Annotated in this window: 28 protein-coding genes; 13 read left to right on the forward strand and 15 right to left on the reverse strand. The window is 39.9% G+C overall.

Features of this window, described 5'->3' with window-relative positions:
- The first annotated feature begins 36 nt into the window (after nt 1-36).
- Nucleotides 37-432 carry a hypothetical protein gene (locus I6F53_RS05220; RefSeq protein ID WP_197238764.1) on the forward strand — a complete coding sequence of 132 codons (396 nt, stop codon included), beginning with the start codon at nt 37-39 and terminating at the stop codon, nt 430-432.
- A 13-nt stretch (nt 433-445) separates the two neighbouring features.
- Here I6F53_RS05220 and I6F53_RS05225 read toward each other — a convergent pair whose 3' ends face one another.
- From I6F53_RS05225 to proB, 4 genes are all read right to left on the reverse strand, one after another.
- Nucleotides 446-745: a hypothetical protein gene (locus I6F53_RS05225; RefSeq protein ID WP_021032137.1), complete on the reverse strand. Its 300-nt coding sequence runs from the start codon at nt 743-745 to the stop codon at nt 446-448.
- Nucleotides 746-914: 169 nt separating this feature from the next.
- Nucleotides 915-2,399 carry a glutamate--tRNA ligase gene (gltX, locus tag I6F53_RS05230; protein ID WP_197238765.1) on the reverse strand — a complete coding sequence of 495 codons (1,485 nt, stop codon included), beginning with the start codon at nt 2,397-2,399 and terminating at the stop codon, nt 915-917.
- Between the two features lie 41 nt (nt 2,400-2,440).
- A complete protein-coding gene (locus I6F53_RS05235; RefSeq protein WP_197113089.1) occupies nt 2,441-2,800 on the reverse strand; it encodes a glutaredoxin family protein in 360 nt (119 codons plus the stop codon).
- A gap of 116 nt (nt 2,801-2,916) precedes the next feature.
- Nucleotides 2,917-4,020 carry a glutamate 5-kinase gene (proB, locus tag I6F53_RS05240; protein WP_197238767.1) on the reverse strand — a complete coding sequence of 368 codons (1,104 nt, stop codon included), beginning with the start codon at nt 4,018-4,020 and terminating at the stop codon, nt 2,917-2,919.
- A 119-nt stretch (nt 4,021-4,139) separates the two neighbouring features.
- Between proB and I6F53_RS05245 the strand changes: the two genes are divergently transcribed.
- Nucleotides 4,140-5,099: a DMT family transporter gene (locus I6F53_RS05245; protein ID WP_024604368.1), complete on the forward strand. Its 960-nt coding sequence runs from the start codon at nt 4,140-4,142 to the stop codon at nt 5,097-5,099.
- On the opposite strand, the gene I6F53_RS05250 is transcribed toward I6F53_RS05245, so the two are convergent.
- Genes I6F53_RS05250 through pdsO form a run of 3 tightly spaced genes read right to left on the reverse strand, consistent with a single transcriptional unit; the run spans nt 4,994 to nt 8,415 of the window.
- A complete protein-coding gene (locus I6F53_RS05250) occupies nt 4,994-5,599 on the reverse strand; it encodes a class GN sortase (protein WP_197238768.1) in 606 nt (201 codons plus the stop codon). The genes I6F53_RS05245 and I6F53_RS05250 overlap by 106 nt on opposite strands.
- Entirely contained in the window at nt 5,596-7,632 is a 2,037-nt protein-coding gene (locus I6F53_RS05255) for a marine proteobacterial sortase target protein (RefSeq protein WP_197238804.1), read from the reverse strand. The genes I6F53_RS05250 and I6F53_RS05255 overlap by 4 nt, the downstream gene beginning before the upstream one ends.
- A 51-nt stretch (nt 7,633-7,683) precedes the next feature.
- A complete protein-coding gene (gene pdsO, locus I6F53_RS05260) occupies nt 7,684-8,415 on the reverse strand; it encodes a sortase-associated OmpA-like protein PdsO (RefSeq protein ID WP_197238769.1) in 732 nt (243 codons plus the stop codon).
- Between the two features lie 204 nt (nt 8,416-8,619).
- On the opposite strand from pdsO, the gene pdsR reads away from it, so the two are divergent.
- The 3 genes from pdsR (at nt 8,620) to I6F53_RS05275 (ending at nt 11,759) form a co-directional block, all read left to right on the forward strand.
- Nucleotides 8,620-9,309 carry a proteobacterial dedicated sortase system response regulator gene (gene pdsR / locus I6F53_RS05265; RefSeq protein WP_197238771.1) on the forward strand — a complete coding sequence of 230 codons (690 nt, stop codon included), beginning with the start codon at nt 8,620-8,622 and terminating at the stop codon, nt 9,307-9,309.
- Entirely contained in the window at nt 9,309-11,444 is a 2,136-nt protein-coding gene (gene pdsS / locus I6F53_RS05270) for a proteobacterial dedicated sortase system histidine kinase (protein WP_197238772.1), read from the forward strand. Before pdsR ends, pdsS begins: the two co-directional genes overlap by 1 nt.
- A gap of 150 nt (nt 11,445-11,594) precedes the next feature.
- A complete protein-coding gene (locus tag I6F53_RS05275; protein ID WP_197238774.1) occupies nt 11,595-11,759 on the forward strand; it encodes a hypothetical protein in 165 nt (54 codons plus the stop codon).
- Between the two features lie 5 nt (nt 11,760-11,764).
- Here the strand turns inward: I6F53_RS05275 and I6F53_RS05280 are convergent, their stop codons facing one another.
- A complete protein-coding gene (locus I6F53_RS05280) occupies nt 11,765-13,015 on the reverse strand; it encodes a multifunctional CCA addition/repair protein (RefSeq protein ID WP_197238775.1) in 1,251 nt (416 codons plus the stop codon).
- Nucleotides 13,016-13,146: 131 nt separating this feature from the next.
- Between I6F53_RS05280 and I6F53_RS05285 the strand changes: the two genes are divergently transcribed.
- The gene (locus I6F53_RS05285) at nt 13,147-13,374 is read left to right on the forward strand and encodes a hypothetical protein (RefSeq protein ID WP_024611697.1); all 228 of its coding nucleotides are present in this window, start codon (nt 13,147-13,149) and stop codon (nt 13,372-13,374) included.
- 18 nt (nt 13,375-13,392) lie between these two features.
- Here the strand turns inward: I6F53_RS05285 and I6F53_RS05290 are convergent, their stop codons facing one another.
- Genes I6F53_RS05290 through I6F53_RS05305 form a run of 4 tightly spaced genes read right to left on the reverse strand, consistent with a single transcriptional unit; the run spans nt 13,393 to nt 17,258 of the window.
- Nucleotides 13,393-13,893: a DUF1543 domain-containing protein gene (locus I6F53_RS05290; RefSeq protein ID WP_197238776.1), complete on the reverse strand. Its 501-nt coding sequence runs from the start codon at nt 13,891-13,893 to the stop codon at nt 13,393-13,395.
- A gap of 8 nt (nt 13,894-13,901) precedes the next feature.
- Entirely contained in the window at nt 13,902-15,251 is a 1,350-nt protein-coding gene (locus I6F53_RS05295) for a sigma 54-interacting transcriptional regulator (protein ID WP_197238778.1), read from the reverse strand.
- A 2-nt stretch (nt 15,252-15,253) separates the two neighbouring features.
- On the reverse strand, nt 15,254-15,799 hold the full coding sequence (locus tag I6F53_RS05300; RefSeq protein WP_197238779.1) for a hypothetical protein: 546 nt from the start codon (nt 15,797-15,799) through the stop codon (nt 15,254-15,256).
- 1 nt (nt 15,800) lies between these two features.
- Nucleotides 15,801-17,258: a sensor histidine kinase gene (locus I6F53_RS05305; RefSeq protein ID WP_197238780.1), complete on the reverse strand. Its 1,458-nt coding sequence runs from the start codon at nt 17,256-17,258 to the stop codon at nt 15,801-15,803.
- A 330-nt stretch (nt 17,259-17,588) separates the two neighbouring features.
- Here I6F53_RS05305 and I6F53_RS05310 point away from each other — a divergent pair, with 330 nt between their 5' ends.
- The 6 genes from I6F53_RS05310 to I6F53_RS05335 all read left to right on the forward strand — a co-directional run bounded on the left by I6F53_RS05310 (nt 17,589) and on the right by I6F53_RS05335 (nt 21,594).
- Complete coding sequence (locus I6F53_RS05310) at nt 17,589-17,822, forward strand: EF-hand domain-containing protein (RefSeq protein ID WP_002961641.1); 234 nt, start codon at nt 17,589-17,591, stop codon at nt 17,820-17,822.
- Between the two features lie 24 nt (nt 17,823-17,846).
- A complete protein-coding gene (locus tag I6F53_RS05315) occupies nt 17,847-18,074 on the forward strand; it encodes a hypothetical protein (protein ID WP_166420478.1) in 228 nt (75 codons plus the stop codon).
- 446 nt (nt 18,075-18,520) lie between these two features.
- Nucleotides 18,521-18,757, forward strand: coding sequence for an EF-hand domain-containing protein (locus tag I6F53_RS05320; protein ID WP_197238782.1), 237 nt, complete (start codon nt 18,521-18,523; stop codon nt 18,755-18,757).
- A 9-nt stretch (nt 18,758-18,766) separates the two neighbouring features.
- Nucleotides 18,767-19,003, forward strand: a complete 237-nt coding sequence (locus I6F53_RS05325) for an EF-hand domain-containing protein (RefSeq protein ID WP_197238784.1) — start codon at nt 18,767-18,769, stop codon at nt 19,001-19,003.
- Nucleotides 19,004-19,136: 133 nt separating this feature from the next.
- Nucleotides 19,137-20,813 carry an amidohydrolase gene (locus I6F53_RS05330; RefSeq protein ID WP_197238785.1) on the forward strand — a complete coding sequence of 559 codons (1,677 nt, stop codon included), beginning with the start codon at nt 19,137-19,139 and terminating at the stop codon, nt 20,811-20,813.
- 103 nt (nt 20,814-20,916) lie between these two features.
- Nucleotides 20,917-21,594, forward strand: coding sequence for a FlgO family outer membrane protein (locus I6F53_RS05335; protein ID WP_166420483.1), 678 nt, complete (start codon nt 20,917-20,919; stop codon nt 21,592-21,594).
- A gap of 54 nt (nt 21,595-21,648) precedes the next feature.
- On the opposite strand, the gene I6F53_RS05340 is transcribed toward I6F53_RS05335, so the two are convergent.
- Nucleotides 21,649-22,488, reverse strand: a complete 840-nt coding sequence (locus I6F53_RS05340; protein ID WP_166420484.1) for an HDOD domain-containing protein — start codon at nt 22,486-22,488, stop codon at nt 21,649-21,651.
- Between the two features lie 295 nt (nt 22,489-22,783).
- Here I6F53_RS05340 and I6F53_RS05345 point away from each other — a divergent pair, with 295 nt between their 5' ends.
- The gene (locus I6F53_RS05345; RefSeq protein WP_197238786.1) at nt 22,784-24,484 is read left to right on the forward strand and encodes a dipeptidyl-peptidase 3 family protein; all 1,701 of its coding nucleotides are present in this window, start codon (nt 22,784-22,786) and stop codon (nt 24,482-24,484) included.
- A 55-nt stretch (nt 24,485-24,539) separates the two neighbouring features.
- Here the strand turns inward: I6F53_RS05345 and I6F53_RS05350 are convergent, their stop codons facing one another.
- A complete protein-coding gene (locus I6F53_RS05350; RefSeq protein ID WP_197238787.1) occupies nt 24,540-25,073 on the reverse strand; it encodes a fused DSP-PTPase phosphatase/NAD kinase-like protein in 534 nt (177 codons plus the stop codon).
- Nucleotides 25,074-25,276: 203 nt separating this feature from the next.
- Complete coding sequence (locus tag I6F53_RS05355) at nt 25,277-25,675, reverse strand: HIT domain-containing protein (RefSeq protein WP_197238788.1); 399 nt, start codon at nt 25,673-25,675, stop codon at nt 25,277-25,279.
- Nucleotides 25,676-25,776: the final 101 nt, after the last annotated feature.

The following is a 25,776-nucleotide window of genomic DNA, read 5'->3' on the forward strand; positions in this document are numbered from 1 at the left end:
CAAATTGGTATTAAATAAATTAAGGGACTAATAAATATGCGAAGTTTAATAATGGCAATAACAGTGCTCGCCACAATAACGGGTTGTTCAGGCATTACTTATCATACAGATATAGACAACGACGTTTTATCTCAAGAAATTGGCACCTACGTTAATAAAAGAGATTTACAGCAGTTTTATAGCGACCAAGAAGCACACGAAAGTGGCGCAACACTCTTAGGGCGAATAGAAGGTGAAAGCTGCGATGGCGATGGTAGAGGTAACAACAATGTAAGCTACAATCGCTCTAAATCAAACGCGATTGATTTACTTAAAGCTGATGCCATGCGCAGAGGCGGGAATGCTTTTACTATCAATTCTTGTAGTGAAGCGTCTGTATCGTATTGCGACTTATCTGTTTTATGCACCGGACAAGCTTACGACTATCAATAAGTAAAAGTGCAAATTATATATTAAGCGCAAAGCTCAGTAGCACACGCTTTCCAGACTCGATTTTAGAGACGCTGTGTTCGTACTTATCGGGTCTGAACAAATACACACGATTAAATAAATTTATAATGCATTTTGAGCATTTAAATACCCCACCCGCTTTAGGTTTTTCTAATACAAAGTTGAGCTTGTAATAGCGCCCTTGCTGCACAGGGTCAATATGATTCATTACGCTGTGATTAGTTGGGTAAGTAACAAGGTTTATCGAAAATGTATTGCTGCTAAAAATAGCTTTGTTTTTAACGGTTGCAATCATACTGCCTCCTATGAGTTTATATGCCGCATTGTAGCATTTAGTAAATAGTGAATGCTTAGGCTAAACAATATCAAAATACGATGTCATATAGCTAAACAGCCTGAAACAAAAAAGCCGAGCTTATTTACAACCTAATAAGCTCGGCTTTTAAAAATACATTGTTTAGCAATTATGCACTTGGGTATTCGCGGTACGCACGCTCTATATTTTTAGCCTGCTTTTTAGAAATACCTAAATGAGCAAGAGCTACACGTAAACGAGCACGTGATAAGTCAGACCCTAATATTTCCATTGCATCAAGCACTGACGTACTTGATGTTTTGCCAGTAATTGCGACAAATATTGGCTCTAAAAAGTCTTTAATTTTTAGCTCGTGGAATGTAGCCACTTCTTTTGCAATTGCAAAAATAGCGGGCTTTTCAAAGCTACGTAAACCTTCAAGCTGCCATACAAAAAATTGTAGTGCTTGGCGAATTACGTTTTCGTCAGCTTTACCTGCTGTTAATAACGCCGGATCGTAAGTTGGAATACCCCCTACAAAGTGCCCTGCAAGCTCAACCATATCCGACAGCGTATTAATACGAGTTTTAACTTCTGGTAATATTTTAGCGAGCATTTCACCGTTAAACTTCCAATCAACAAAGCGCTGAATTAACTGCTCATCGGTTAGGTTTTCGCGGATCCACATGCCGTTTAACCAGCTTAATTTATCTACGTCGAATACTGGGCCACCAAGCGATACACGCTTCATGTCAAAGTTTTCAGTCATTTCATTAAGTGTGAACTTTTCACGCTCATCTGGCATTGACCAACCCATACGGCCTAAGTAGTTAAGCACGGCTTCTGGCAGGTAACCCATTTCTTTATAGTAATTAATAGATGTTGGGTTTTTACGCTTAGACAGCTTTGATTTATCTGGGTTACGTAGTAATGGTAAGTGACCAAGTACTGGCGCTTCCCAACCAAAATCTTCATACAGTTTTAATAATTTAGGTGCTGAGTTAATCCACTCTTCGCCACGGAAAATATGGCTAATTTCCATATGGTGGTCATCAACTACGTTCGCTAAAAAGTACGTAGGGAAGCCATCAGCTTTTAATAGCACTTGCATGTCTACGTTTTCCCACGGGATCTCAATTTCATCACGTAGGTAGTCGTTAAACTTAAATGTGCCTTCGCTTGGGATTTTCATACGTATAACGTAAGGTTTGCCTTCAGCTAAGTTTGCTTTAATTTCTTGTTCTGTATGGTTTAAACCACGACCGTCATATTTAGGGCGTAGGCCTTCTGCCATTTGCTCTTCACGCATTTGATCAAGCTCTTCGCTTGTTGCAAAGCAGTAAAACGCTTTACCATCGTCAACTAACTGATGCGCGTATTTTTTATATAAATCGCTACGCTCAGATTGACGGTAAGGACCAAATTCGCCACCCACATCAGGACCATGATCCCACTCAAGCCCTAACCAGCGTAGGCTATCCATAATCGCAAGTTCTGACTCTGGCGTGCTACGTACTTGGTCTGTATCTTCTATACGAAGTACAAATTCACCGCCTTGTTGTTTAGCAAAACAGTAATTAAATAAGGCGATGTAAGCAGTGCCAAGATGCGGGTCACCTGTTGGCGACGGGGCAACACGAGTACGGATTGTCATGGTAATGTCTCTTTAGATAAGTGAGATAAAAATTAAGTGGTTTATGCAGCTACTTTGTTTAAGTAAGCAATAATATCGTTTGATTCGTACAGCCATTCTACTTGGCCGTTTTGCTCTATACGCAGGCAAGGCACTTTAACTTTGCCGCCTTGTTCTAGTAGCTCTTGACGATATTGCTCATTGTCTTTTGCGTCACGCGTTTCTATGTTTAAGCCTTCGCGCTTAATAGCGCGACGCACTTTTACACAAAACGGGCATGCTTTAAATTGATATAGTTTAAATTGTGAGGTTTGCTGATCAAGCTGCGCTTGCACATCGCTTGCACGCTTTTTACTGCGAGGAGTAAATACAAAATTAAAGAATAAGATTATACAACCTAAAAACCAACGAACTAATTTCATGTTCTGTGCTCTGCTTACAACAATTTAAGGAGCCAGATTTTAGCACAAATTTACAATCAAAAAAGTGTAATACTGCGAGAATTACACTCAAGTAATTTAATTTACTAAAAGTGCTTCTATAGCAATACCATATCATCCCTATGAAGTACTTCTGCGCCACTATCGTAATCAAGTAACTTACCTATTTGGCTAGAATGCGCACCTTTTATTTTATTTACCTCGGTACTGCTAAAGCGCGTTAAGCCCCGTGCAATCACTTGATTTTTATTATCAATTAAATCAATTAAATCACCGCGTTCAAAACGTCCAAATGCATTAGTAACGCCTTTAGCGAGTAAGCTAGCGCCTTTATTTTGAAGGGCGCCAATAGCACCTGCATCTATAACAATTTGGCCGGTACTTTTAGGCCCAGCTAGTAACCATTTTTTACGGCCATCTTTTGGAGCGGTGAGTTTTAAAAAACGCGTGCCAGGTAATTCGTCACTCATGCATTTTAAAATAACGTTTTTACCAGCGCCTTTAGCAATAATAACTTCAACGCCTGCGCGCCTTGCAATGTCGGCGGCTTGTAATTTAGTTGCCATGCCGCCGGTGCCTAAATTTGTACCACTGCCACCAGCAAGTTGACGTAACTCATCATTTATATGTGTAACTTCGCCAATAAGGGTTGCATTGGCATTGGTGCGCGGATCGCTGGTAAATAACCCTTCTTGATCGGTTAGCAGCAGTAACTTATTAGCATTAGCCAAAATAGCGACAAGTGCCGACAAGTTATCGTTGTCGCCTACTTTTATTTCGCTGGTAGCGACTGCGTCGTTTTCGTTAATAATAGGCACAACGTCGTAATTTAATAATGCCGTGAGTGTATCGCGGGCATTAAGGTATCGCTCTCTGTCGTCTACATCAGCGCGAGTTAGCAGCATTTGTCCTACATTTACACCGTATAAACCAAACAAGCTCTGCCAAATATGAATAAGTTGACCTTGTCCAATTGCAGCAAGCATTTGTTTATCAATTAAGCTTCTGCCACAGGGTTTTAATAGTTGTTCGCGCCCAGCAGCAACTGCACCGCTCGACACTAAAATAACCTGGTGGCCTTGTTTTTTAAGCTCGCAGCATTGGCGTACCAATTCAACCATGTGTGCTTTATCTAGTTTATCGGTGCCGCCAGTAAGTACGCTTGTACCAAGCTTTACAACTATTACCTGTTCCCTTTGCATGTGCTTTTTACTACTGATTAATTAAAGATGAATTAATTTATACCAGCTCGGTATTTTTGAACAAGTTAAAAATATTCATGCTAGGATCTGATTTTATTAAATTATGTAAATTACTCTCTATGCCTGCCAGTTTATGTTTAATTATTGCCACCTTTTTATGGGGCAGCTCTTTTATTGCGCTCAAATATGCCATTGCCATTTACGACCCTGCCTTGGTGATATTTTTACGCATGCTCACTACGTTAGTTTTATCGCTTTGTTTATGGCGTTATGTTATTCGGTTTGAGTATTTAAAAGGTGACTGGAAGTATTTAGTGGGTATGTCGCTTGCTGAGCCTTGTTTGTACTTTTTATTTGAAGGCCATGCAATGGAATATACATCAGCTTCGCAGGCCGGTGTTATTGTATCGTGCTTGCCTATAATTATTGCGCTACTTGCCTTTTTATTACTTAAAGAATACATAAGCAAAGCCATTGTTGTTGGTTTTACGCTGTGTATTGGCGGCAGTATTTTACTTACTCTTCTTTCACCCAATTCTGAGCAAGCACCTAATCCATTACTGGGTAACTTTTTAGAGTTGATGGCTATGGTGTGCGCTGCATTTTATACGGTAAGTATTAAACATTTAGCTAATCGCTACTCGCCCCTTACTTTAATTGCACTGCAAGGTATTAGCGGCAGCTTGTTTTTTGCGCCGTTTTTATTTTTTATCGACCTACCAAGCGAAAACCAACACGACTTAACCGCACTTATGAGCATTTTGTATTTAGGTTCGTGTGTAACCCTTGGCGGCTACGGCATGTACAACTATGCAATTAGCAAAGTATCGGTACTTACGGCGGCGGCCTACTCTAATTTAATTCCTATTTTTACACTTATTTTGTCAGCTATTATTTTGGGCGAAGTGCTCAACGTGTGGCAATGGCTGAGCATATTTGTGGTGTTTATTGGCGTAATGGTCAGCCAGCGCCATCAAGAACTTGTGGTTGATATACCACTTAGTGAATCGGGCGAAGACATTTGTGCAGATACAAGCAATCTTAAATCAGTACCCGAGGCAAGTGAATCAAAAGGGTAACAGGTAAGCAAATACAGCCCGGGGGTTTGTAAAAAGTCATGTTGGGATTGATGAATAACCTCAATCCCCGTTACCTTATAATTTTGTATCACCCCACTTTGTAATTGCAAAGTAAACGCCTCCCCTACTTTTGCGTTTTTTAAAAATGCAAAGTGGGTGTCGTTATGCCCTGCTATTAGCGCGCCCTTTTTATTGCCAAATTCTTTTCCGCCAAGATCCCCTGCGGGTAAAAATTGGCTAGGCGCAAATGCTAAATTACGACCACTCGCTCCAGCCAATACGCTTAATGTTTTATTATGGCTTGGCCAATCAAGCTTTGCAGTCACGTAGCTGTCGGCGTAATACCACGGCTTTACTTTAGTGCCGGGTGCTTTAAGCGCCTCTTGCCATGCTTGCTCAATTAATACTTGAGCAAGCCATGCTTTTGCCTGCATGTAGGCGCCGTGACCAAATAAACCAAGCCCAGCTATTAGTAAGCCCGCGCTTAGCCATTTTTTCATTTACGTGCCCTGCTTAATTTAAATGATCGGTTTATTTTAAGAGCGCCAAATCCTAATAATAAAATACAGCCTAATAATATATGCAGCCTACTTTGCCCATCGGTTTGCGGTAAACGCATTGCCATACCTTGTGGTACTGCATTAGTAGCTTGCGCCGTTTGCTCTGCCACTTCTTTTATTTGAGTTTGTTCAATCGCTATAAAAGCAGTAAAGGGGCTAAGTAATTGATGAGTAAGTGCAAGCTGCTGTACTTCATCTTTAACGGCACTTTGCTCGTTGTATAAAAGTAATGACTTAATTTTTTGGCGCGCCCACAGTTTTGCTATACCTTGAGCGCTTGAGGTATTTTGTGTACTTAATTTAATACTTAAAGGCCCTTGTGCTGTTTGCCCAGCAAGTACCACACTTTTAGCATTATTAAGTTTTATAGCGACCATGATAGGCTCGCCAAAATATAAATCTGGCAGTGGTGATGGCCAAAAATCTAAGCTGTTACCGCTTTCATCGCTTAGCGCCAAATTAGTAATAGCCGGATGTGCAAGCTTATCAAACAACTGCTGCATTTTAGGTTGCACCTCACTTGTGCTACCTATAAACGTAAATGAGCCTTTGCCTATATCTGCCGCTCGGCGCATAAAAAAGCTGTTAGGTGCGCTGCCAATACCCACCGTAAATAAGCGGCTATCGCCTAATTTACTTTGAATGTTTTTAAACAATGCGTCTTCATTACTTACACTACCGTCGGTTAAAAATACAACTTGGCGTACAAAACCATCAAACTGGCTGTCATCAAGTACGGCATTAAGCGCACCTTGTATTTCCGTGCCACCGTCGGCCTCTAGGCCATAAATAAATCGCTCTGCGCGGCGTAAATTAAAATCGCTGGCTATAAGTGGTTTATCGCTCATTGGAGTCACTATGTTGTCAAAACCAATAATGTTAAAACTGTCGTCGCTATCAAGTAATGACAGCGCATAAAACAAGGCTTTTTTAGCTTGCTCCATAGATTGCCCGTGCATAGAGCCAGACGTATCAACTACAAATACCATTTCGCGAGGTAATCGCTGCGTTTGTGTAAAGTGATCCCCTGGTGGCATTAGCATAGCAAGCCCGTATCGGTCACCATTTTCAAACTGCTGAGTAAAAAATGCAGCTTGAGCTTGCTCTTTTTGCAGCGGTTTAAACTCAAGTACAAAGTCGCGATTAACTGCATTTGCTTCATTTAACGCTATTTTATATTGCCCAAACGCAGTGTTTTGTACATCAACATTATGAAATTTAGAATTGATATCCACCAGCTCTAACCCTACGTCTATATCAATGTTTAAGCTAAATTGGCTGCTTGGTGCGTTATCATTTTGAGTACTATCTTGAGTGATATTTTGAGTACTGTAGACAGGGCTTAACCAACCTGTTGGCGCTGGATTAAATGCTGTTTTTTCGATATTACTTTGCTCAACTTCACCACTAATAGCGTGATAACGCGGTGTAATGGTAGTAGGAAACCTAATAGCAAATGTGCCGCTGCTGTAGTCAATTATTTCTTGATACTCAAGCTCAATAATTACTTGCTCACCAGGGCCAATGTTTGCCACATTCGTAATAAACATATTGGCGCGTTGCTGGCGTACCAGTGCTGCTTGCTTACCTGCTTTTTTAGCCTCTTCGTATTTTTTTTCGGCCTCCACTTTTTTATCAATTTGGCCTTTAATGATTCGCTCACCAATGTGCATGGTCATGGCATGCACGGCGCTTTCATCAGGCAATGGAAAAACGTAGCGCGCATTAACAGCAAACGGGTTTTCGTTTTGATAGGTTTGCGTTACTACAACGTGATTAATCAGGCCGGTTAAGGTCATATTGGCGTCGCTTTTTAATATTATTGCTGAGCCTGCAGGCGCACCATTGCTATCAAAAAGCTCTAACTTGGGTGATTGTGCATGGCTTTTAAAGCTTGCTAACACCACAAATATATTTAGTATAAAAAGGCTTACCCATTTAAGAGTAAGCACTTTGGTTGGTTTACTCAATATCAACATAAATCACTCCATCGAACGCTTAGCTTTACTTAAATTCAGTTAGGTTTAGTTACTCGCCGTTTGGCCACTTACACTATTCATTGAGCGAGTGGTAAGCGTTACGCGTCTATCAAAAAAGTTATCTTCTACTGTGTTGCTGTTAGCCAATGTTTGCTGCTCGCCAAATGCCTGCGTGCTTAAGCGCTTGTGGCTCACACCGTGTTTTATTAAATAGCTTTGCACGGCATTTACACGCGCTTTAGAAAGTAAAAGGTTAGCTTGCTCATCGCCGCGCTGATCGGCAAAACCGCTTAAATCAAGCGCGAGTTGTGGTTGGTTGTTTAACAAGGTAACAAGTTGGTCTAACTGCAATGCAAAATGAGGGGCAATAACACTTGAACCTGTTTTGAATTGCACTGTCATCGCTAGTAAGTTATTTATTTGAGCCTGAGTTAACTGCTCATTTTGATTAGCCAGTACCTCTAACTGTTGCTCTAACATATTGTTGTGGTTAAGCACGTGTTGGTAATCGCTGGTTTTTTCTTTCATTACTGTAATGGCACGCTCTTGTTCTGCAATTTTGTTATCAGCGACTTTTGAATCGCCTATTAAGCCACCGGCAAATGCCCCAATAAACGCACCAATTGGCCCGCCCACTACACCGCCAATAATAGCGCCTGCACCTAAACCAATAGCCGTTTCTTTATGGGCTTCTTTTGATGGCGTGTTAGATGTTGAGGCAATTACTGGAGTGCAAAAACTAGCAACGAGTGTTAATGCAATTAATGTCTTCTTCATGATGTGATCCTTTAAATTACTTTTTAATTTGTGATGTTTTGTTTTGATGGCTCTATTAAAACAAGTTCAAGTGGCAACAAAGAGGAGCAAAAATGGCAAACTGCTGAGCAATTGTGGCAAAAAAAAGGCAATTGCCTTTTTAACCTTACTTAGCTTAAAAACTTCGTTATAGTGCACAGCAGAGGCAATAGGATAATGATTAGAATGAAAAAAATAGCCATCGTTGAAGATGAACCCGCAATCCGCGAAAACTACATTGAAATGCTTAGCGCGCAGGGCTACCAAGTGAGTGGCTTTGCAGATCGCGCCAGCGCAGAAGCTGAATTTAAAAATGCCCTGCCCGATTTAGCCATTGTTGATATTGGCTTAGGTCATGAAATAGATGGTGGTTTTTTACTGTGCCAAACATTGCGATCGCTTTCTAAAACACTACCTATTATTTTTTTAACCGCCCGCGATAGCGAAATAGATACCGTATGCGGCCTGCGTATGGGTGCCGACGACTACCTAACAAAAGACATAAGCTTGGCTCACTTGGCTGCACGTATTGGTGCGCTGTTTCGCCGCATGGAAGCACTTGCACAACCTGCTGATGCAAACGCCCTCATAACACGCGGGCAGTTAACACTCGACACGCAACGTATGCAGGTGTTTTGGCAACAACAACTCGTTGATTTAACCGTAACCGAATTTTGGATGCTGCATTCACTCGCCCAGCGACCAGGCCATGTTAAAAGCCGTAACGAATTAATGAGCGATGCAAAAATTTACGTAGACGACAGCACTATTACTTCACACGTAAAACGCATTCGTAAAAAGTTTATAGCACTCGATAGCGCCTTTGATTGCATAGATACCGTGTATGGCATGGGTTACAGGTGGGAACAACACTAATGCTACGATTTGGCCTGCGCAGTAAATTTATATTACTTTCATGTTTTTTGTTTTTGCTACCGTGGCTCGGCTACGAGTACGTATGGGAGATGGAAAAGTTTTTACGCCAAGGCCAAGAAAAAACCCTAGTAGGCACCACTCGCGCACTTGCGACTGCATTGCACGAACGCCCCGCATTATTTGACGAACAAACCAACTTTTTAGACCAAGTAGTAAAAGGGCGCGATTTATACGCTTATAATCTTAAAAATCCTATTCAATTAGACGGTAAACTCACCGATTGGGACAGCTACCAACCACTATTTTGGCATTACGATAAACGCTACTTACAAAAAACAAACAGTACTCATAAAGCCAGCGACTTGTCGTTTGATCACATGGTGGGAAAATTTGATAATTACTTATATGCGCTATTTAAAGTAACTGACGACACGCTTATTTATCGCGCTAAAAATAGCTTAAGCATTACCAATAACGATTATTTAAAAATTGGCCTAAAAACGCCTGACGGCCAATTTAATACCTACATTATTGCCCCGCGCCAAAACGGTTGGGTTAATGCGTTTGATGCTAAAACCAAAATACCTTTTACAAAAATTCAGGGGTATTTTGAAAGTACTGACACTGGCTATAATGTAGAACTGCGCTTTCCTATAAGCATGCTGGGCAACAAACTTGGCTTTGCCATTGTTGACATTGATAGCAAAGAGGCATTGTTAGAACCAAAAATAATGTCGACCTCAAACTTAAATAACCCGAACGATTTAGGCTCGGTATTAGTCCCTTCTCCAGAAATCAGCCGTATTTTAAAAGGCATGGGCCACAGTGGCAGCCGCATTTGGGTGGTCGATAATCATCATCGGGTATTGGCACAAACAGGAACTATTCAAAATGCAGATGGCGTTTGGGCTGATGGACTTGCTAACCAGGCTCCTGAGACGTGGTGGCAGCGCTTTGAGCAAAATTACTTGCACCCAATTTACTATAAAATATTAACGCGCCCAGAAAACGAATTTTTAGATACCCTGCACGATGTAGCTTCTATGCAAGGCACGCACTTAGCGAAAGCATTAAAAGGACAACCAGCATCGTCTTGGCGATTAACACCCGACAGTAAAGCCGTTATTCTATCGGCCGCTTACCCTATTTGGATTCAAGATCAAGTAATTGGCGCGGTAATAGCAGAGGAAACCACAAACGGCGTACGTACGCTGCGTAATAAATCACTCGAAAAACTATTCAACGTTATTTTAGCCGTGATGCTAATTGGTACTGTCACGCTATTCTTTTTTGCCTCGCGTATATCGAGCCGCATTAGGCGACTGCGCGATACAGCTGAGCAAGCAATTGACTCACAAAGGCGTGTTACCGGCAGTATTAATTACAGCGACGCTAATGATGAAATTGGCGATCTGTCTCGTAGTTTTTCAAACATTGTCAGCCGACTTGGTGGCTATACCGATTACTTAGAAAATATGTCGTCGCGATTATCACACGAGCTGCGCACGCCTGTTGCCGTAGTGCGCTCGTCCCTCGAAAACTTACAAAGCTTGCCGCAAAACGAGCTGAGTCAAAAATACCTCGATCGCGCCAGTGAAGGCGTTGAACGCTTAGGTAAAATAATAACGACCATGAGCGAAGCAACTCGCCTCGAGCAAAGTATTCAAAGTAACGAGCCAGAGCCTTTTGATTTACAAAAAGTAATAAATGGCTGCATGCAAGGCTATCAGCTTACTTACCCAAACCAGTTATTTGCGCTTGATGTATGCCAAAGCAAACTACCCATGCAAGGTGCGCCGGAGTTTATAGCTCAGCTGCTTGATAAGCTTATTAATAACGCGCTGGAGTTCAGTGAAGCCAATACGGCGATTAATGTAAGCCTTAAGCAGAGCGAAAATAAAGCAACATTAACAGTGAGTAATACAGACCCCGCGTTACCCGAAGGACTCACTGAGCATATTTTTGACTCTATGGTGTCGGTGCGTAGCCAGCAAATGCAGCAACAACCGCATTTGGGATTAGGACTTTATATTGTAAGACTGGTGTGCGATTACCATAAAGGCAGTGTAACTGCACAAAATAACGAACAAGGCGATGGTGTGGTGTTTACTGTGAGCTTGCCTTTACATAACTAAAATAGCTAATAGAGCGGTTTAACGCGCCGCTTACCCCTTCAAAACTGCCGATTACAATTTAGTACAACTTCAAATGTAACTATTCACTTTTTATTCAGTCGAATAACCATACCCTACATCGTATTAAAGTATTGAATTGAAGGAATACTCATGAAACCATCACTAGAGCGTGAAGAACTAGACTTTATTTTTGACTTATACAGGCCCTCTAAAAAACCTGAGTCTGAAAGTGTAAAACCAAAAAGTACTAACTACAAAGAGCTAAGAAAGCACGACATAACTAAAAACCAAGGCGTATCGCACTACTTAGTCTAATTTTATTACGCTTGAGGCTTTTCGCATTCTAAAAATGCTTTAATGCAGTTTATTTCTGCAAGTTTTACTTCTTCGCCTATTTCAGGGCCTTTTTTGCCATTTTTAAGCGCATTTTGCACTATCTGCTTTTTATCCATTTTTTGCAATTCAGTATAAATTGCTCTCAGTTTAGCTGCTTGTGGGTATGGCTTATCAACCAATGTTTCACCTCGCCCTTGTGCATCGCATTGGCATGCTTGGGTAAACGCGATAAAACGTTCTGGGTGTACCAACGCATTTAAGTTAGTCACTATTAGCTTATGAATGGTTTGCGGCCTTAGTTGATCGACCGTATGGCAAAGCGTGTGGTTATCACTGGTGAGTACACCAATGTCGCGAAAACGATTAGGTACTTTTAAACGCTCACAAAACTTTTCAACTACCGCAACACCTTCGCGTTCGTGCCCACGTAAATTTCCATACTTTTTAAAACTAAGTGCTTTACCAAAGTCATGAGTCAGGGCTGCAAAACGAGTTTCTAAGTTAAAGTTTAAATCAGCTGCGCGCCTAAGTACCAGCATAGTATGTACAAATACATCCCCTTCTGGATGATGGTTTGCTGGTTGCGGTACATTAGCCATACGCTCAAGCTCTGGAAAAACCCCCAAACCTTGCAATGCTTCAAAATAAAGCTCAGGGTGCTTTTCACCCAGTGCTTTTTCGGTTTCAAGCCATACCCGCTCAGGTACTAAATGGTTTAACTCACCTTTATTTTTAAGCTCACGCATTAATGCATACGTACTTGGGTGAATACGCCAGTCACTACCATAGCGCGCTAAAAAACGGGCAATACGCAGTACTCGAACAGGATCTTCTACAAAAGCCTCTGTAGTATGGCGCAGTATTTTATTTTGTAAGTCAGCTTGGCCATTAAATGGGTCAATAATGTTACCGTGTTCATCAAGCGCCATTGAATTTATAGTTAAATCGCGCCTTGCTAAATCTTCATCGAGCGTCACCTTTGGGCTGGCATCAACCACAAAGCCTGTATAGCCTTTGCCACTTTTTCGCTCTGTACGCCCCAGTGCATATTCTTCTTTTGTTTTTGGGTGTAAGTAAACCGGAAAGTCGCTACCGATTGGTACAAAACCGAGCGATTCCATCGTCTCTGGCGTTTCGCCAATTACCACATAATCGTTATCTTTTGATTTTATATTTAGCAGCTTGTCGCGCACTGCACCACCAACGAGGTAAACTTGCTTTAAGTTACTTTTCACTTTATTCCCATAACATCAGCTTAATTATTTGACACTAATCATATCATTAATTAATAAGTTCTGTGATGTTTGCCAAGCTTAAGTAAGCTCATTACAATGGCGCATTATTTTCAGCTATAGCTACACATTCAATGAAAAATCATTCATCAAAAAAAGAACTTATGCTACTGCCCATTTTATTAGTGGTTATTTTAATGTGTGTGGCGGGTCACTTTTTGCTACAAGCAAATTTTCAAGACAGTAATATGGTTGAATACATGTTGGCAGCTTTGCCGTTTGCTATGTTTGGGTTGGTTATTGTGGCATTTAAAATGGCGGCTAAAAGCGAAAAGGATGAACAAAACGAGCAGGACTCTTAATCCTGCTTTTTGGCTGATTTAAAGTACGTGGTAGCCAAACCAGTCTGGCTTTATTGTTTGAGCTTGCCTGCTTGGAGTCAGCTTAATATTTAATTGGCTGTCGAGTAAATCAATCGCAAAGCAATCGTCTACGTCGTGCAAATCGTCTTTATGAATATGGCTAAGGCCTGCTAGCAAATCGCTTTTAGCTCGCTCTTTAGCTTCATGGCTACTGCTTGCAACATACAGTGCAAAGTCGTGTTGCTCAGCCATAGAGTCACCTCTATAAGCCCCTAGGTTTACAAAATAAAGTTGTTTATTTTGTTCAACGTAGCTATCAACCACTTCTACTTTAAATCCATCAATGTGGCTTATTGCCATAAAGCTATCCATATGAACACTGCTTTTATCGCCCACCCATTGGCTTTTTAACTTTGAGTAGGTTTGCTCAATATTCTCCCCTACTACAAAGCGAATATCGTGCATTTCAATGTGGCAGCCTTGAATCCTGCCACCCAAATACACCATAAATAACTGCATGCTTTTCCTTAACCTAAATTATCAACATCAATATTATGCTTTTTAATCAACTTATAAAAATCTGAGCGATTACGTTTAGCAAGCTTAGCCCCTTCTGCTACATTGCCACCTGCCATTTTTAAAGTATTGATTACGTAGTCGCGTTCAAACTCTTTTTTAGCGTCGTTAAGTGATAACGGCTCTACGTTTGTTTCGTTACTGTTAAGTGCAGCTAACACTAAGTGCTCTGAAATAACATCGCTTGGCGTTAATGCAACCACTTGCTCTACGACGTTTTGTAGTTGGCGGATATTACCCGGCCAATCGTAACGCACAAGCGCATGCATGGCATCGCTGGCAAAGTGCTTTTCATTTTGGTTCATACGTTTGGCAATGCTTGCGCTAAAGTACTGCGCTAATAAGCTTATATCTTCGCGGCGCTCACACAGTGGCGGTAATTTTAAATTAACGACATTTAAGCGATAGTATAAATCTTCTCTAAATTGTTGGTTTAAAATAGCTTCGGGTAAATTTTTATGTGTTGCCGATACAATGCGTACATCAATTGCTATTTCTTCTTGAAAACCCACCGGACGAATCGTTTTTTCTTGTAATACGCGCAGTAACTTAACCTGTAAGTTAAGTGGCATGTCGCCTATTTCATCTAAAAATAACGTGCCACCCTCAGCTTGTTGAAACAACCCTTGATGATCTTTAATTGCGCCCGTAAAAGAGCCTTTTTTATGGCCAAATAATTCGGATTCTAAAAGCTCGCCCGGTACAGCCCCACAGTTAATTGCAACAAAAGGTCCGTCGCTTACGTGGCTATGTTGATGGATAGCCTGTGCAAGTAACTCTTTACCTGTACCACTAGCCCCCGAAATGAGTACATTAACTTGTGTTGGCCCAAGTAGTTTTACTTGCTCAAGCAAGTGCAGCATTGTGCCGCTACGCGTAACTATATTGCTTTTTGGCGCAGCTTCATCAGCGTTAACACCGTGAATTTCTATCGCTTTAGCAAGGCTGTCGAATAACTCATCTTTATCTACGGGTTTAGTTATAAATGCAAAAATGCCTTGTTTGGTCGCTTCTACCGCATCAGGAATAGAGCCGTGCGCTGTCATCATAATGACAGGCAACGCAGGGTAACGGCTTTGCAACTGGCGATGCAGTGCCATGCCATCCATTTCATCCATACGCAAGTCGGTTATTACAGCGTCAAACACTTGGCTTTTAAGTATTTGTAGTGCAATTAAGCCACTTTCACAGGTCGTTACTTCGTACCCTTTTGATTCAATGCGAATAGCGAGCAGTTTTAATAAGCTAGCGTCGTCGTCAACGAGTAATACTTTTGCACCTTGCACTTTAGTTACTGCCATAGTTACTGCTCCTTAGTTTCTTCTCGTAGTAAAAGCTGTTGCTCAATAGTTGCTAACGATGAGAGGGTTTCTTGCATTTTATTGTTAAGTGCTTGCTGCTCTTTTTTAGCGTTTATTTGCATCGTCACTTGCTGTTTTTGAAGCCATAAATATTGCTTAATGTCGTCTGGCCAAAAGTAAGCTAAATCGAGTTTTAGTAACTTAGTCATTACCGTGTTTGGATCATCATTTATGTTTAAGCACATAAATTTAAAAAACCGTTTAAGGTCGTTCTCGCCCGTAAAAATATCTTTTTTAGGCACTAATTTAAATCCACCACACTGATTAGCGTGCCATGCAATAACTTGATCTGCTGGAGGATAGCTAGGTTCAATTTTTGGTCTGGGTTTGGGGCTTGGTTTACTGTTTTTGTCGTTTTTTATTTTGGTATCGACCACAGGTACAGGTGTAATTGACACACGCTCTTCTTGCCCATTATTAATTTCACAACCTGATATAACCATGCTGCTACTGAGCACACTTAAAATAGCGATTAAACGCAAGCCCATGCTAATTAACTCCTAGATTTTTTGTTATGGGAATTTTAATTGAAAACCGGCAACCATGTGGCTCGTTATGCTCAACAGTAAGTGTTCCTCTTAACTGTTCAACAGATTCTTTTACAATAGTTAAGCCCAGCCCACTGCCTTGCAGCGTAACATTTTTACTGTGTTTACCTTGATAAAATGCGCTGAAAATTTGAGTTTTTTCTTGCTCTTTAATACCGCAGCCTTTATCAAGTACAGCAATGCAAAGTTGGTTTTGCTCAAGTGCTAAATTAATAGTAACGATCTGCTTATCTTCTGAGAATTTTAAGCCATTTGAAATAAGCTGAATTAAAATCATCTCAATAAGCTCACTAGGTAAAGCAAGCGGTTTATTTGGTAAGTTATTTTGCCATTTTAGAGCCTGCTCACGCGCACTTAAACGATGCTCAAAATGGCTATTAATTTTATTAATAAGATAGCTAAACTCAACTTCGCTTAGGCTGTCTTTACTGGTGCGAATCGCATTATAACTCAGCAGGCTGTCAATCATTGTACGAAGGCGCACCATAGATTGGCTAATAAGCTCAAGCACTGCTTTTTGCTCACCTGTAATTGGGCCTACTATTTCATCAGTTAGTAAATCAGTGCCTTCGACCATTGAAGCAAGCGGCGTTTTTAGCTCGTGTGTTACATGGCGTAAAAAAGTATCTTTTTGCTGCTCAAGCATATGAAGTTGCTCTTGCACCCACTGAAGCTTTTCTCCTAACTCAACTAGCTCAGCGGAGCCTTTAACTGATATTTTTTGCTGCCAATGTCCCTGCCCTAGCTTATCAATAACCGTAGTTAACCCTTTTAGTCGCCCACTTATGCGCCATAAAAAACCACCTCCTACAATTAAAGTAAGCGGAATAAGTGCCACCAGCCAGTTTATAAATGAAGCTTGCAAGCTTGTCAGCTCATTTTGGTTATTGGTAATTTGCGCTTCATTTTTATCACGTAACCATAAAGTAAGCTCAGCAACTAAATCACTCACTGGCACAAATAGCTCCGCTTGTTGTTGTTTTTGCTCAACCAATTCAGCATGCGCGGTTTGTAGGGTGGTATATAAGCGCTGCCATTGGTGAGTATAATCTTTATTCGTGTTTACAAATTTAAGCTCATCGATACTTTGCAGGGATGACTGCCATTTATCGACAATGAGTTTATCGAGCGATTCACTTTTTAATACCCAGTTTTGCCTAGTGGCGCGCTCAAGGCTGTTGAGTTCTTGCTTTAGAGTATTAAACGATTTGGTAACTTGGTAGTTGTTACTCACAATACTTTGAGTCACTGCTAATTGCTTGTTAAGCGCATTTAAAAACACAATTACCACTATAGAAAGGGGGAGTAACGAAAGCAGCATACTCATTGCAAATTGCCCAATTAAATTAGGCCGCCAGTTAAGCATTGCTTGGTATTTTTTAGCTATGGTTGCTGGCATTGCGTTTCGTCCTTTTAAGTTAAGCGCTCTATTATTAAGTGCTTACCTTATACGCTAGCTGAACCAGCAATTATATTTAATACGATTAACAACTAACACTAACAAAATAGCGTGTCGCCAAATGGAGACAACGTAAGTCATTGATTTTAAATCCCTCTCATCAACATCATTAAATAATGTTGCAAAAGGCACACAAAAATTACAATAAACCCCGTAAAAATTTCTCACACTCTTAAAGTGAAAACAATAAACTACTGAAAAATAACAATAATTATTTTTGGCATCATTTTTGTAATAGGAATAATAACTTTAATCAATAAGGAAATAATTATGAACAAACGCATTTTAGTAATTTCATCATTACTGGCTTTAGGCTTTTTAGGCGCTAACGCACACGCTATGGACGTTCACGCCACCTTTAACGAGCTTGATAAAGACAGTAACGGCACATTAAGTGAAGCCGAAGCAGGTGAAGATGCTGTTTTACACGAGAATTTTTCACAAATTGATACCAATCAAGACGGTCAATTGTCGCTAGATGAATTCAAAAAGTTTATCCAATAAACTCATTTAATAAGGAACGTGATTATGAAACAACTTATAGCCGCTTTTTCATTAATGTTTTTAGCCATTAGTGCAACCGTACTAGCATCGCCAATAAACGTGCGTTTTTCCCATTTAGATAAAAATATGGACGGACAAATATCAATTGTAGAAGCAAAAGAAGACAAAGAAGTAATGAGACAGTTTGCCGACTTAGATGAAGACGGTGATGAAAAAATCTCAAAAAAAGAATTTGAAAGCTTTAAACCTTAGGGCCTGTTGATCTTTCAAGGTTAAATTTGCAGCAGTCTGTTTGGTATTTAGTCAAGGCAGAGCCTATGCAGTGTGGTTATTCCCCATAAATGGGCGATAACGTAGCATTAATGCCAAACAGGCGCTGCCCAAAGGGTTCTTCCTAGGGGCTACTTACTCTTTGTTGCTCGGTTTTTACTTAGCCCACTAGGTTACAAATCTCGCGCCGCGATTAAATAGCCCCTAGTTTGAACAAATTTTAATCCGCAAAGATCAACAGACCCTAATGAGTAATTACTGATTAAGCTTTACTTAAGCTTGTTATAGGTAGACTGGAATTAAAAGCATTTGCCATAATCCCTGAGGGAGTGTGTAAAAGGATTTAATGTTGGGAGTTAAATTACGGCAAGTGCTTTTTCCTCTTATTTCAGCCACAAAATTTTAATACATCTTTTGGAAGGAATACCATGAGGATACTTTCCCTAGTTATAAGCATTTTTATGCTACTAAGTTTTGATGCCGCTGCACTTGATGTGAAGCAACGCTTTGATCACCTTGATAATGATAAAAGTGGCTATCTGACACATGACGAACTTGCTCCCCAGCCACAACTTTTAAACACATTTGTAAAATGGGATAAAAATCAAGATAACCAAATTTCGTTAATCGAATTTAAAAATTACCTTACTAATAACCTCTACTGAGTATTTTTCATGAAAAAAACAAGCTATATAACGCTTTTTGCGTTTAGTATTTTTAGCACATTAGGCTTTGCTGCAAGCAACAATATTGCAGAGCAATTTGAAAAACTTGATAGAAACCAGGATGGTTTTTTAACACGCGCAGAAACAGCAGTAGATCCCGCTCTTTGGTCTCGGTTTTCAAGCTACGATCAAGACAAAGACGGTAAGCTAACGCTAAGTGAATACAGCTTATACGCTAGTAAATAAACCCTTTCAAAAGCTAGATATTTTTATGTTCTAGCTTTACTACTTTTTTCCTCTTCATAATTTGTCTCACATATTGGTATTATAAAATTGGGTTTGCTAATGTTAACGCACTAACAATAAAAAATAATGCCTTATGCTACTCAAAAAAATAATCAAACCACTCATACTAGCCAGCCTTTGCGCAAGCTCTAGTTACACTCTCGCACAAACAAAAGTAATTTATAACGCCAATGGCTACACGCCTTTATATCAAGGTGAAGTACAGCAATTCACTACCCTCGTTATTAAAAATGGCAAAGTAGTAAAGCTAGGTAGCGATACACTTAAAGATAGTTACCCAGACGCTAAACTAATTGATGCACACGGTAATACCTTATTACCTGGCTTAATTGATGCCCATGGGCACGTTATTGGCCTAGGAGATAACTTATCGCAACTTGATGTACGCGGTGCAATATCGGTTGATGAAGTAACAAATAAACTAAAAATATTTGCCGATAAAAAACAAGGCTGGATTATAGGACGTGGTTGGAACCAAGAACTTTGGGCTGATACACGCTTCCCTACAGCTAAAGATCTAGACAAAGTAGTGAGCGATCGACCAGTGGTACTTTCCCGGGTTGATGGCCATGCCATTTGGGTTAATTCAAAAGTGCTCGAACTTGCTGGTATTACCGCCCAAACAAAAGCCCCTGAAGGAGGTGAAATAATTAAAGACGAATTTGGTAATCCTACAGGTATTTTTGTAGATAAAGCAGAATCGTTAATTACCCAGCATATGCCAGCCCCCTCAAGGCAAGATATAAGTGACTCACTAGATGCAGCAGGTAAGCATTTATTAAGTTTAGGCATTACCTCTACTCACGATGCTGGCATTGATAAAACCACATGGGAAGTTTACAAAGAGCGCGGCGACCTTGGTAATTTACCGCTACGTATTGTGGCAATGTTAAGTGGTGCAAGCCCTGATTTAGGCACAATGTTAAAAGCAGGCCGATACCACGACAAAAATGACTTTATGGAAATTCGCAGTGTTAAAGTTTACGCCGATGGCGCACTGGGCTCTCGCGGCGCCGCTCTGATTGAAGAATATGCAGACAGATCTGGCCACCATGGTTTAATGCTTGAAACACAAGAAAAACTCGAAGCGCTCTTTACACAAAGCTTTAAAAGCGGCTTTAGCGCAAACACCCACGCAATTGGCGATAAAGCAAATAAAGTAGTACTCGATGCCTATCAAAATGTGTTTAAAAAAACCGGCGGTATATTACTGCGCAATCGTATCGAGCACGCACAAATTGTAACGCCTGAGGATATCCCTCGTTTTAAAGCGTTAAAAATAATTCCTTCTATGCAGCCAGTGCATGCCACTTCTGATATGCATATGGTAGAGCAGCGTTTAACTGAAAAACAATTAAGCGGTGCCTACGCTTGGCAAACATTTTTAAAGCAAGGGTCTGTTGTTGCAGCAGGATCTGATTACCCTGTAGAGCTTGCAAATCCATTTGATGGTTTGTATTCAGCTATCACACGCATGGATCATAACAAGCTGCCTGAAAATGGCTGGCGTCCAAGTGAAGTATTAAGCCGCGAAGATGCATTACGAGCATTTACTCTCGGTGGCGCTTATGCGGCCCATCAAGAATTTAAAGTGGGTAGTTTAGAAAAAGGAAAATGGGCCGACTTTATTTTAATTGATAAAGACTACTTTAAAGTGCCTGTTGACGAGATATACAAGACGAACGTACTACAAACATGGGTAGCAGGTAAGCTTCGCTATAAAAAAGAAGAGGTTACAAAAACACCATAATCAAAAATAAACAAATTAATTATTAAATTTAATTAAAGTAATCAAAAAGTGTGTCGATAAGGAGGGGTATTTATAAAATTCCCTTATGTTTCAGGAAGAAAACATGTTATCAAAAAAGATATCTCTTACTTTATCGACACTTTTTACACTTTCACTTTCAGCGTGTTCTACTCATCCCATTTATAATGGACATGCACCACAAAACAATATTGGCTATAATAACGCTCACAATCGCTATGCTGAATATAACCAGCCTCGCGTTAGTAACTGGCAGTTTCCTGAAAATAATTACCGCCCAATTAACAGCAGTAAGTTACTAAGTAATTATACAGAGCAATTAGCAATGAAGCTGATTGAAAATATGAATTACATAAATAGTAGTACGCCTATCGCTATCACTTCGTTTGTAAATTTAGACGATAATCTGCAAACCACTAATATTTTTGGTAATCATTTAGCTGAAAGCTTTATTACTGAATTACAAGAGTTTGGTTTGTCTGTTGTTGATTACAAACATACAGGTACAGTGCACGTGACGCCTTTGGGTGATTTTTCGTTTAGCCGAAATGGTAAAGACATTAAAGGCTATCCACATATTGAATACACTTTAACTGGCACACTTACGTACACTAATCGTGGCGTTATTGTTAATGCACGTATTATTGGTGCTAAATCTAAAGTAGTGGTGTCATCAGCTAAAGGGTTTATACCAAGCTTTGTAGTTGAATCGCTATACCCCACTCGTAGAACCGATGGGATAGTATTAGACGCCATTCAATAAAAACAAAAAGGGTTAACGCAAGTTAACCCTTTTTGTTTGTGTAATAAAACATGTTTAGCTAAACATGTTTTTCACATCAGTTAGCATATCGTTGTATTCATCACTTGTGAATAATTGCATAGAGGGTATTACACCTTTATCTATATATGTTTGCAGCGCTGCCGATTTATCAGAAACTTGTAACGTCCCCTCTAAAATAGCCCCTACTCTTATAAAATCTACGTAACTAACCTTATCAGGTTTGTAACTTGGATCTGCCCAGCTTAGAGCCACATCTACAAACTCTTTAGGAAACTCCCAAGCTTGCATGATGGATGAGCCAATTTTTCCACTCAACTTTTGAATTGCGTGAGCTAAAAAGCTTGGATTGGCAAATACTTCTGGGTGGCGCTCAGCTTCAGTTAAAATTGGTAATACACCAATATTATAAACAAGCGCAGCTAATGTAATTGAATCACGGTTTAATGAAGTGTGTTTATTGTTTTTTAAGTAAAACTCCATGAGTGTTATTGAATGGCTAGCAACCGTTAATGTTTTTTGCCATGCCTTACCCATGTAGCCTTTAATTAGCTCATTGTTTGATACAAATAATTGCTCCATAGCCATAGCCGTTGCAATATTTTTAATTTGGCGCAGTCCAATACGCGTCACTGCTTGATGCAAATTAGATACTTTTACAGAGCGTCCCATAATTGCACTATTAGCTACTTTTATCATACGAGCTGAAAGCGCTGGATCTTGTGAGATTACATCTGACATTTGCATTAAATTAACATCAGGGTTATCTGCAGCTTGGCGAACCTTAATCGCTACTTCAGGTAGCGTTGGTAAAACCAACGTATCGTTATTTATTCTATCGACTAGAATCGTTAATAAAGCGTTTTCTGTAGACATAAAGCTGCCGTCCTTTTGTGTTCAGCCTGTAAAGTAACTGCAAACTCAGGCAGTTAATTTTTGTATTAGTAATATAATTAGTATTGTCTAACTTACCGATAAAGTTAAGAAAATTATAGAAGTTTATTTTTATTTATAATGTTTTACCGCTCATGCTTGCCTTACAACGCCAAATACTTGCTATTTACCATTTAGTTTTGCTTTAATGCACTCACAATAAGGAAGCGTTTGTACGTATTTAGCCTTTTAACTAAAGCAGTACAATTATTAAACTTACTTTTTAACAGGCAATATAATGATCTTAAATAAAATTAGCCAAGCAATTATGCTCTCTGGTGTTGTTTTTCTTAGTGCATGTTCTGAACAAGCACCGTCTTCTACCGACAACACAGCCGTAGAGCTTGCTCAAAAAAGCAGTGCACAATCAGGTCCTAAGCTTATTAATGCAGATAAACAACGTTTAGATATTTACACCGACTTTAGCTTGAAAAGTGATTTATCACACTTGAGCGACAACCAAAGAGCGATGGTTGGAAAGCTTATTGATGCTTCAAAAATAATGGACGAGTTATTTTGGAAGCAATCTTTTGGTGAGAATAAAGATGCTTTTTTAGCAAAGTTAGGTGACGAAAAAGTACGTAAATTTGCCGATATTAACTACGGCCCATGGGACCGTTTAAATGGCGATGAAGCGTTTTTATCTAGCTATAAAGAAAAGCCTCTTGGCGCACAGTTTTACCCTGCCGATATAACTAAAGAAGAGTTAAACAATGCAGATATTGAAGACAAAACAGGGCTTTACTCTGTAATTAAGCGTGATGAGCAAGGTAAGCTTTATAGTGTGCCATATTCAAAAGAGTATGCCGTTGAGCTTGCAAAAACAGCCGACCTTTTACGTGAAGCAAGTAAACTTGCCGATGATAAAGAGTTTGCTAATTACCTAAACCTGCGTGCTGACGCTCTACAAAAAGATGACTTTCAAGTTTCTGACTTTGCTTGGATGGACATGAAAAACAACCCAGTAGATGTGGTTATTGGCCCAATTGAAACTTATGAAGATCAATTATTTGGTTACCGTGCTGCTTATGAATCTTACGTACTTATTAAAGATTTAAAATGGAGCGAACGTTTAGCTAAATTTGCAGCATTTTTACCTGAACTTCAAAAAGACTTACCAGTTGATGCCAAGTACAAACAAGAAGTACCAGGCTCTGACGCCGATCTAAATGCCTATGATGTTGTTTACTACGCAGGGCATTCAAACGCTGGCAGCAAAACAATTGCAATTAACTTACCTAACGATGAGCAAGTACAGTTAGAAAAAGGGACTCGTCGCCTGCAACTTAAAAATGCGATGCGCGCTAAATTTGATAAAATTTTAGTGCCAATTTCAGAGCAGTTAATTGTACCTGAGCAGCGTAAACACATTACTTTTGATGCCTTTTTTGCCAATACAATGTTCCATGAAGTCGCTCACGGTTTAGGTATTAAAAATACAATCACTGGTAAAGGAACTGTTCGTCAATCATTACAAGAGCACGCGAGTGCACTAGAGGAAGGCAAAGCCGATATTTTAGGTTTGTACATGGTTGAGCAATTGCTTAAAAAAGGCGAGATCACTGAAGGTACACTTGAAGATTACTACACGACGTTTATGGCTGGCATATTTCGCTCAGTACGTTTTGGTGCATCAAGTGCGCATGGTCAAGCGAATATGATCCGCTTTAACTTTTTTGCACAAGAAGGCGCGTTTTCTAAAAATGAAGCGGGCTTATATAGTATAAACATGGAAAAAATGAGCACTGCTATTGCTGACCTATCTCGCTTAATTTTAACCTTACAAGGTGATGGCGATTACGAAAAAGTAGATCAACTAATCGCAACTCATGGTGATATTAAAGAAGAACTTGCTAAAGACTTAGAAAAACTAAGCAAAGCAAATATCCCTGTAGATGTTACGTTTAAACAAGGTAAGGAAGTACTAGGTTTAAAATAACCTAGCACGGCGATAATTTAAGAGCGCTGTAGTTTATAACTGCAGCGCTTTTTTATTATTTATCGTTTACCACTTCACGCACTACAGGCTCTAGACTTTTCATACCCCAGCGTTTTCCTTTATCAAGCGCGGCCTCTACATCAAGACCCTGCTCATGTGCTGAAATTGCAATCAACGCTCCAACTCGATTGCTACTTGCGCAATGCACTAAAATCGATTCTCCCTCAAACTCATTAAGTAAGTTTGTTAAATTACGCGCATTTTCAACAGTAACATCCTTCGCACCTGCAATAGGTAATGCGTGATAGCTCATCCCTAAAGATCGCACAAGCTCACCTTCATCCCACGTTTGTTCACTAGGGGAGCGTAGGTTTATTACATGCTTTACACCTGCAAGTGACAACAGCTTAATTTGCTCTGCACTAGGTTGGGCGGCAGAGTAAACATGATTACTATGTTCAACTAAATTTTGTATGTCTGTTTTTTTAACAATTTCAGTGTTAACTGGCTGCTCAGTTGCAACAGCAAAGTACCCACCTGATAATGCGACAATAAATAAACCCGTACAAAGTTGATTGATTAGTTTCATTTTATTCCTTATTGATTAGAGTCTGTTGACCTTCAGTATTAAAATTTTTTCGACCTAGGGCAGCGCATATTTGGCATTTATACTACGTTATCGCCTATTTATGCGAAGCAGACGCACAACATAAACATAAACTCGGCCTTATCTAAAAACTAAACAGACTACTAAAAATTTAACCCCGAAAGATAAATAAACCCGAACAGCTATTAAAAATGGGTTTTTAATTTTACTATTTGCTCATCAGTATAAGGGACTGCAGGAAATTTACCCCAAATTGGCGCAGGCCAAGCAGCATCACTCGTAAAGCGCGCAATATGATGAATATGTAATTGCGGTACCATATTACCTAAAGCCGCTACGTTTAACTTATCCGGACTAAACACATCCATTAATAACTTACTTAACTTGGCTGACTCTTTTAAATAAACTACTTGATCATCCTCAGATAAATCAATTATTTCTCTTAAGTTAGCCTGCCTTGGCACTAATACAAACCACGGATACTGGCTATCGTTTAATAAAAGTACTTTACACAGCGGCCAGTCGGCAAGTTCTATACAGTCGCGTTTAAGCTCTGGTGCAAGTTCAAATTGAGGGTTCGTCATTGTTATGTCCTACTTTGTCTTTAATAATCGCCACTTTATAGCATTTAGTTGCAGTTGCACACGCTTGGCTTTAACATCAAAACAATATTTATAATAAGCTA

Source organism: Pseudoalteromonas sp. SWN29, assembly GCF_015864465.1.
GTDB lineage: Bacteria > Pseudomonadota > Gammaproteobacteria > Enterobacterales > Alteromonadaceae > Pseudoalteromonas.

Excerpts from the sequence above, each read along its gene's own strand:
- I6F53_RS05220 (WP_197238764.1), top strand. The coding sequence starts at position 37 with ATGCGAAGTTTAATAATGGCAATAACAGTGCTCGCCACAATAACGGGT.
- I6F53_RS05225 (WP_021032137.1), bottom strand. The coding sequence starts at position 745 with ATGATTGCAACCGTTAAAAACAAAGCTATTTTTAGCAGCAATACATTT.
- gltX (WP_197238765.1), bottom strand. The coding sequence starts at position 2,399 with ATGACAATCCGTACTCGTGTTGCCCCGTCGCCAACAGGTGACCCGCAT.
- I6F53_RS05235 (WP_197113089.1), bottom strand. The coding sequence starts at position 2,800 with ATGAAATTAGTTCGTTGGTTTTTAGGTTGTATAATCTTATTCTTTAAT.
- proB (WP_197238767.1), bottom strand. The coding sequence starts at position 4,020 with ATGCAAAGGGAACAGGTAATAGTTGTAAAGCTTGGTACAAGCGTACTT.
- I6F53_RS05245 (WP_024604368.1), top strand. The coding sequence starts at position 4,140 with ATGCCTGCCAGTTTATGTTTAATTATTGCCACCTTTTTATGGGGCAGC.
- I6F53_RS05250 (WP_197238768.1), bottom strand. The coding sequence starts at position 5,599 with ATGAAAAAATGGCTAAGCGCGGGCTTACTAATAGCTGGGCTTGGTTTA.
- pdsO (WP_197238769.1), bottom strand. The coding sequence starts at position 8,415 with ATGAAGAAGACATTAATTGCATTAACACTCGTTGCTAGTTTTTGCACT.
- pdsR (WP_197238771.1), top strand. The coding sequence starts at position 8,620 with ATGAAAAAAATAGCCATCGTTGAAGATGAACCCGCAATCCGCGAAAAC.
- pdsS (WP_197238772.1), top strand. The coding sequence starts at position 9,309 with ATGCTACGATTTGGCCTGCGCAGTAAATTTATATTACTTTCATGTTTT.
- I6F53_RS05275 (WP_197238774.1), top strand. The coding sequence starts at position 11,595 with ATGAAACCATCACTAGAGCGTGAAGAACTAGACTTTATTTTTGACTTA.
- I6F53_RS05285 (WP_024611697.1), top strand. The coding sequence starts at position 13,147 with ATGAAAAATCATTCATCAAAAAAAGAACTTATGCTACTGCCCATTTTA.
- I6F53_RS05290 (WP_197238776.1), bottom strand. The coding sequence starts at position 13,893 with ATGCAGTTATTTATGGTGTATTTGGGTGGCAGGATTCAAGGCTGCCAC.
- I6F53_RS05295 (WP_197238778.1), bottom strand. The coding sequence starts at position 15,251 with ATGGCAGTAACTAAAGTGCAAGGTGCAAAAGTATTACTCGTTGACGAC.
- I6F53_RS05300 (WP_197238779.1), bottom strand. The coding sequence starts at position 15,799 with ATGGGCTTGCGTTTAATCGCTATTTTAAGTGTGCTCAGTAGCAGCATG.
- I6F53_RS05305 (WP_197238780.1), bottom strand. The coding sequence starts at position 17,258 with ATGCCAGCAACCATAGCTAAAAAATACCAAGCAATGCTTAACTGGCGG.
- I6F53_RS05310 (WP_002961641.1), top strand. The coding sequence starts at position 17,589 with ATGAACAAACGCATTTTAGTAATTTCATCATTACTGGCTTTAGGCTTT.
- I6F53_RS05315 (WP_166420478.1), top strand. The coding sequence starts at position 17,847 with ATGAAACAACTTATAGCCGCTTTTTCATTAATGTTTTTAGCCATTAGT.
- I6F53_RS05320 (WP_197238782.1), top strand. The coding sequence starts at position 18,521 with ATGAGGATACTTTCCCTAGTTATAAGCATTTTTATGCTACTAAGTTTT.
- I6F53_RS05325 (WP_197238784.1), top strand. The coding sequence starts at position 18,767 with ATGAAAAAAACAAGCTATATAACGCTTTTTGCGTTTAGTATTTTTAGC.
- I6F53_RS05330 (WP_197238785.1), top strand. The coding sequence starts at position 19,137 with ATGCTACTCAAAAAAATAATCAAACCACTCATACTAGCCAGCCTTTGC.
- I6F53_RS05335 (WP_166420483.1), top strand. The coding sequence starts at position 20,917 with ATGTTATCAAAAAAGATATCTCTTACTTTATCGACACTTTTTACACTT.
- I6F53_RS05340 (WP_166420484.1), bottom strand. The coding sequence starts at position 22,488 with ATGTCTACAGAAAACGCTTTATTAACGATTCTAGTCGATAGAATAAAT.
- I6F53_RS05345 (WP_197238786.1), top strand. The coding sequence starts at position 22,784 with ATGATCTTAAATAAAATTAGCCAAGCAATTATGCTCTCTGGTGTTGTT.
- I6F53_RS05350 (WP_197238787.1), bottom strand. The coding sequence starts at position 25,073 with ATGAAACTAATCAATCAACTTTGTACGGGTTTATTTATTGTCGCATTA.
- I6F53_RS05355 (WP_197238788.1), bottom strand. The coding sequence starts at position 25,675 with ATGACGAACCCTCAATTTGAACTTGCACCAGAGCTTAAACGCGACTGT.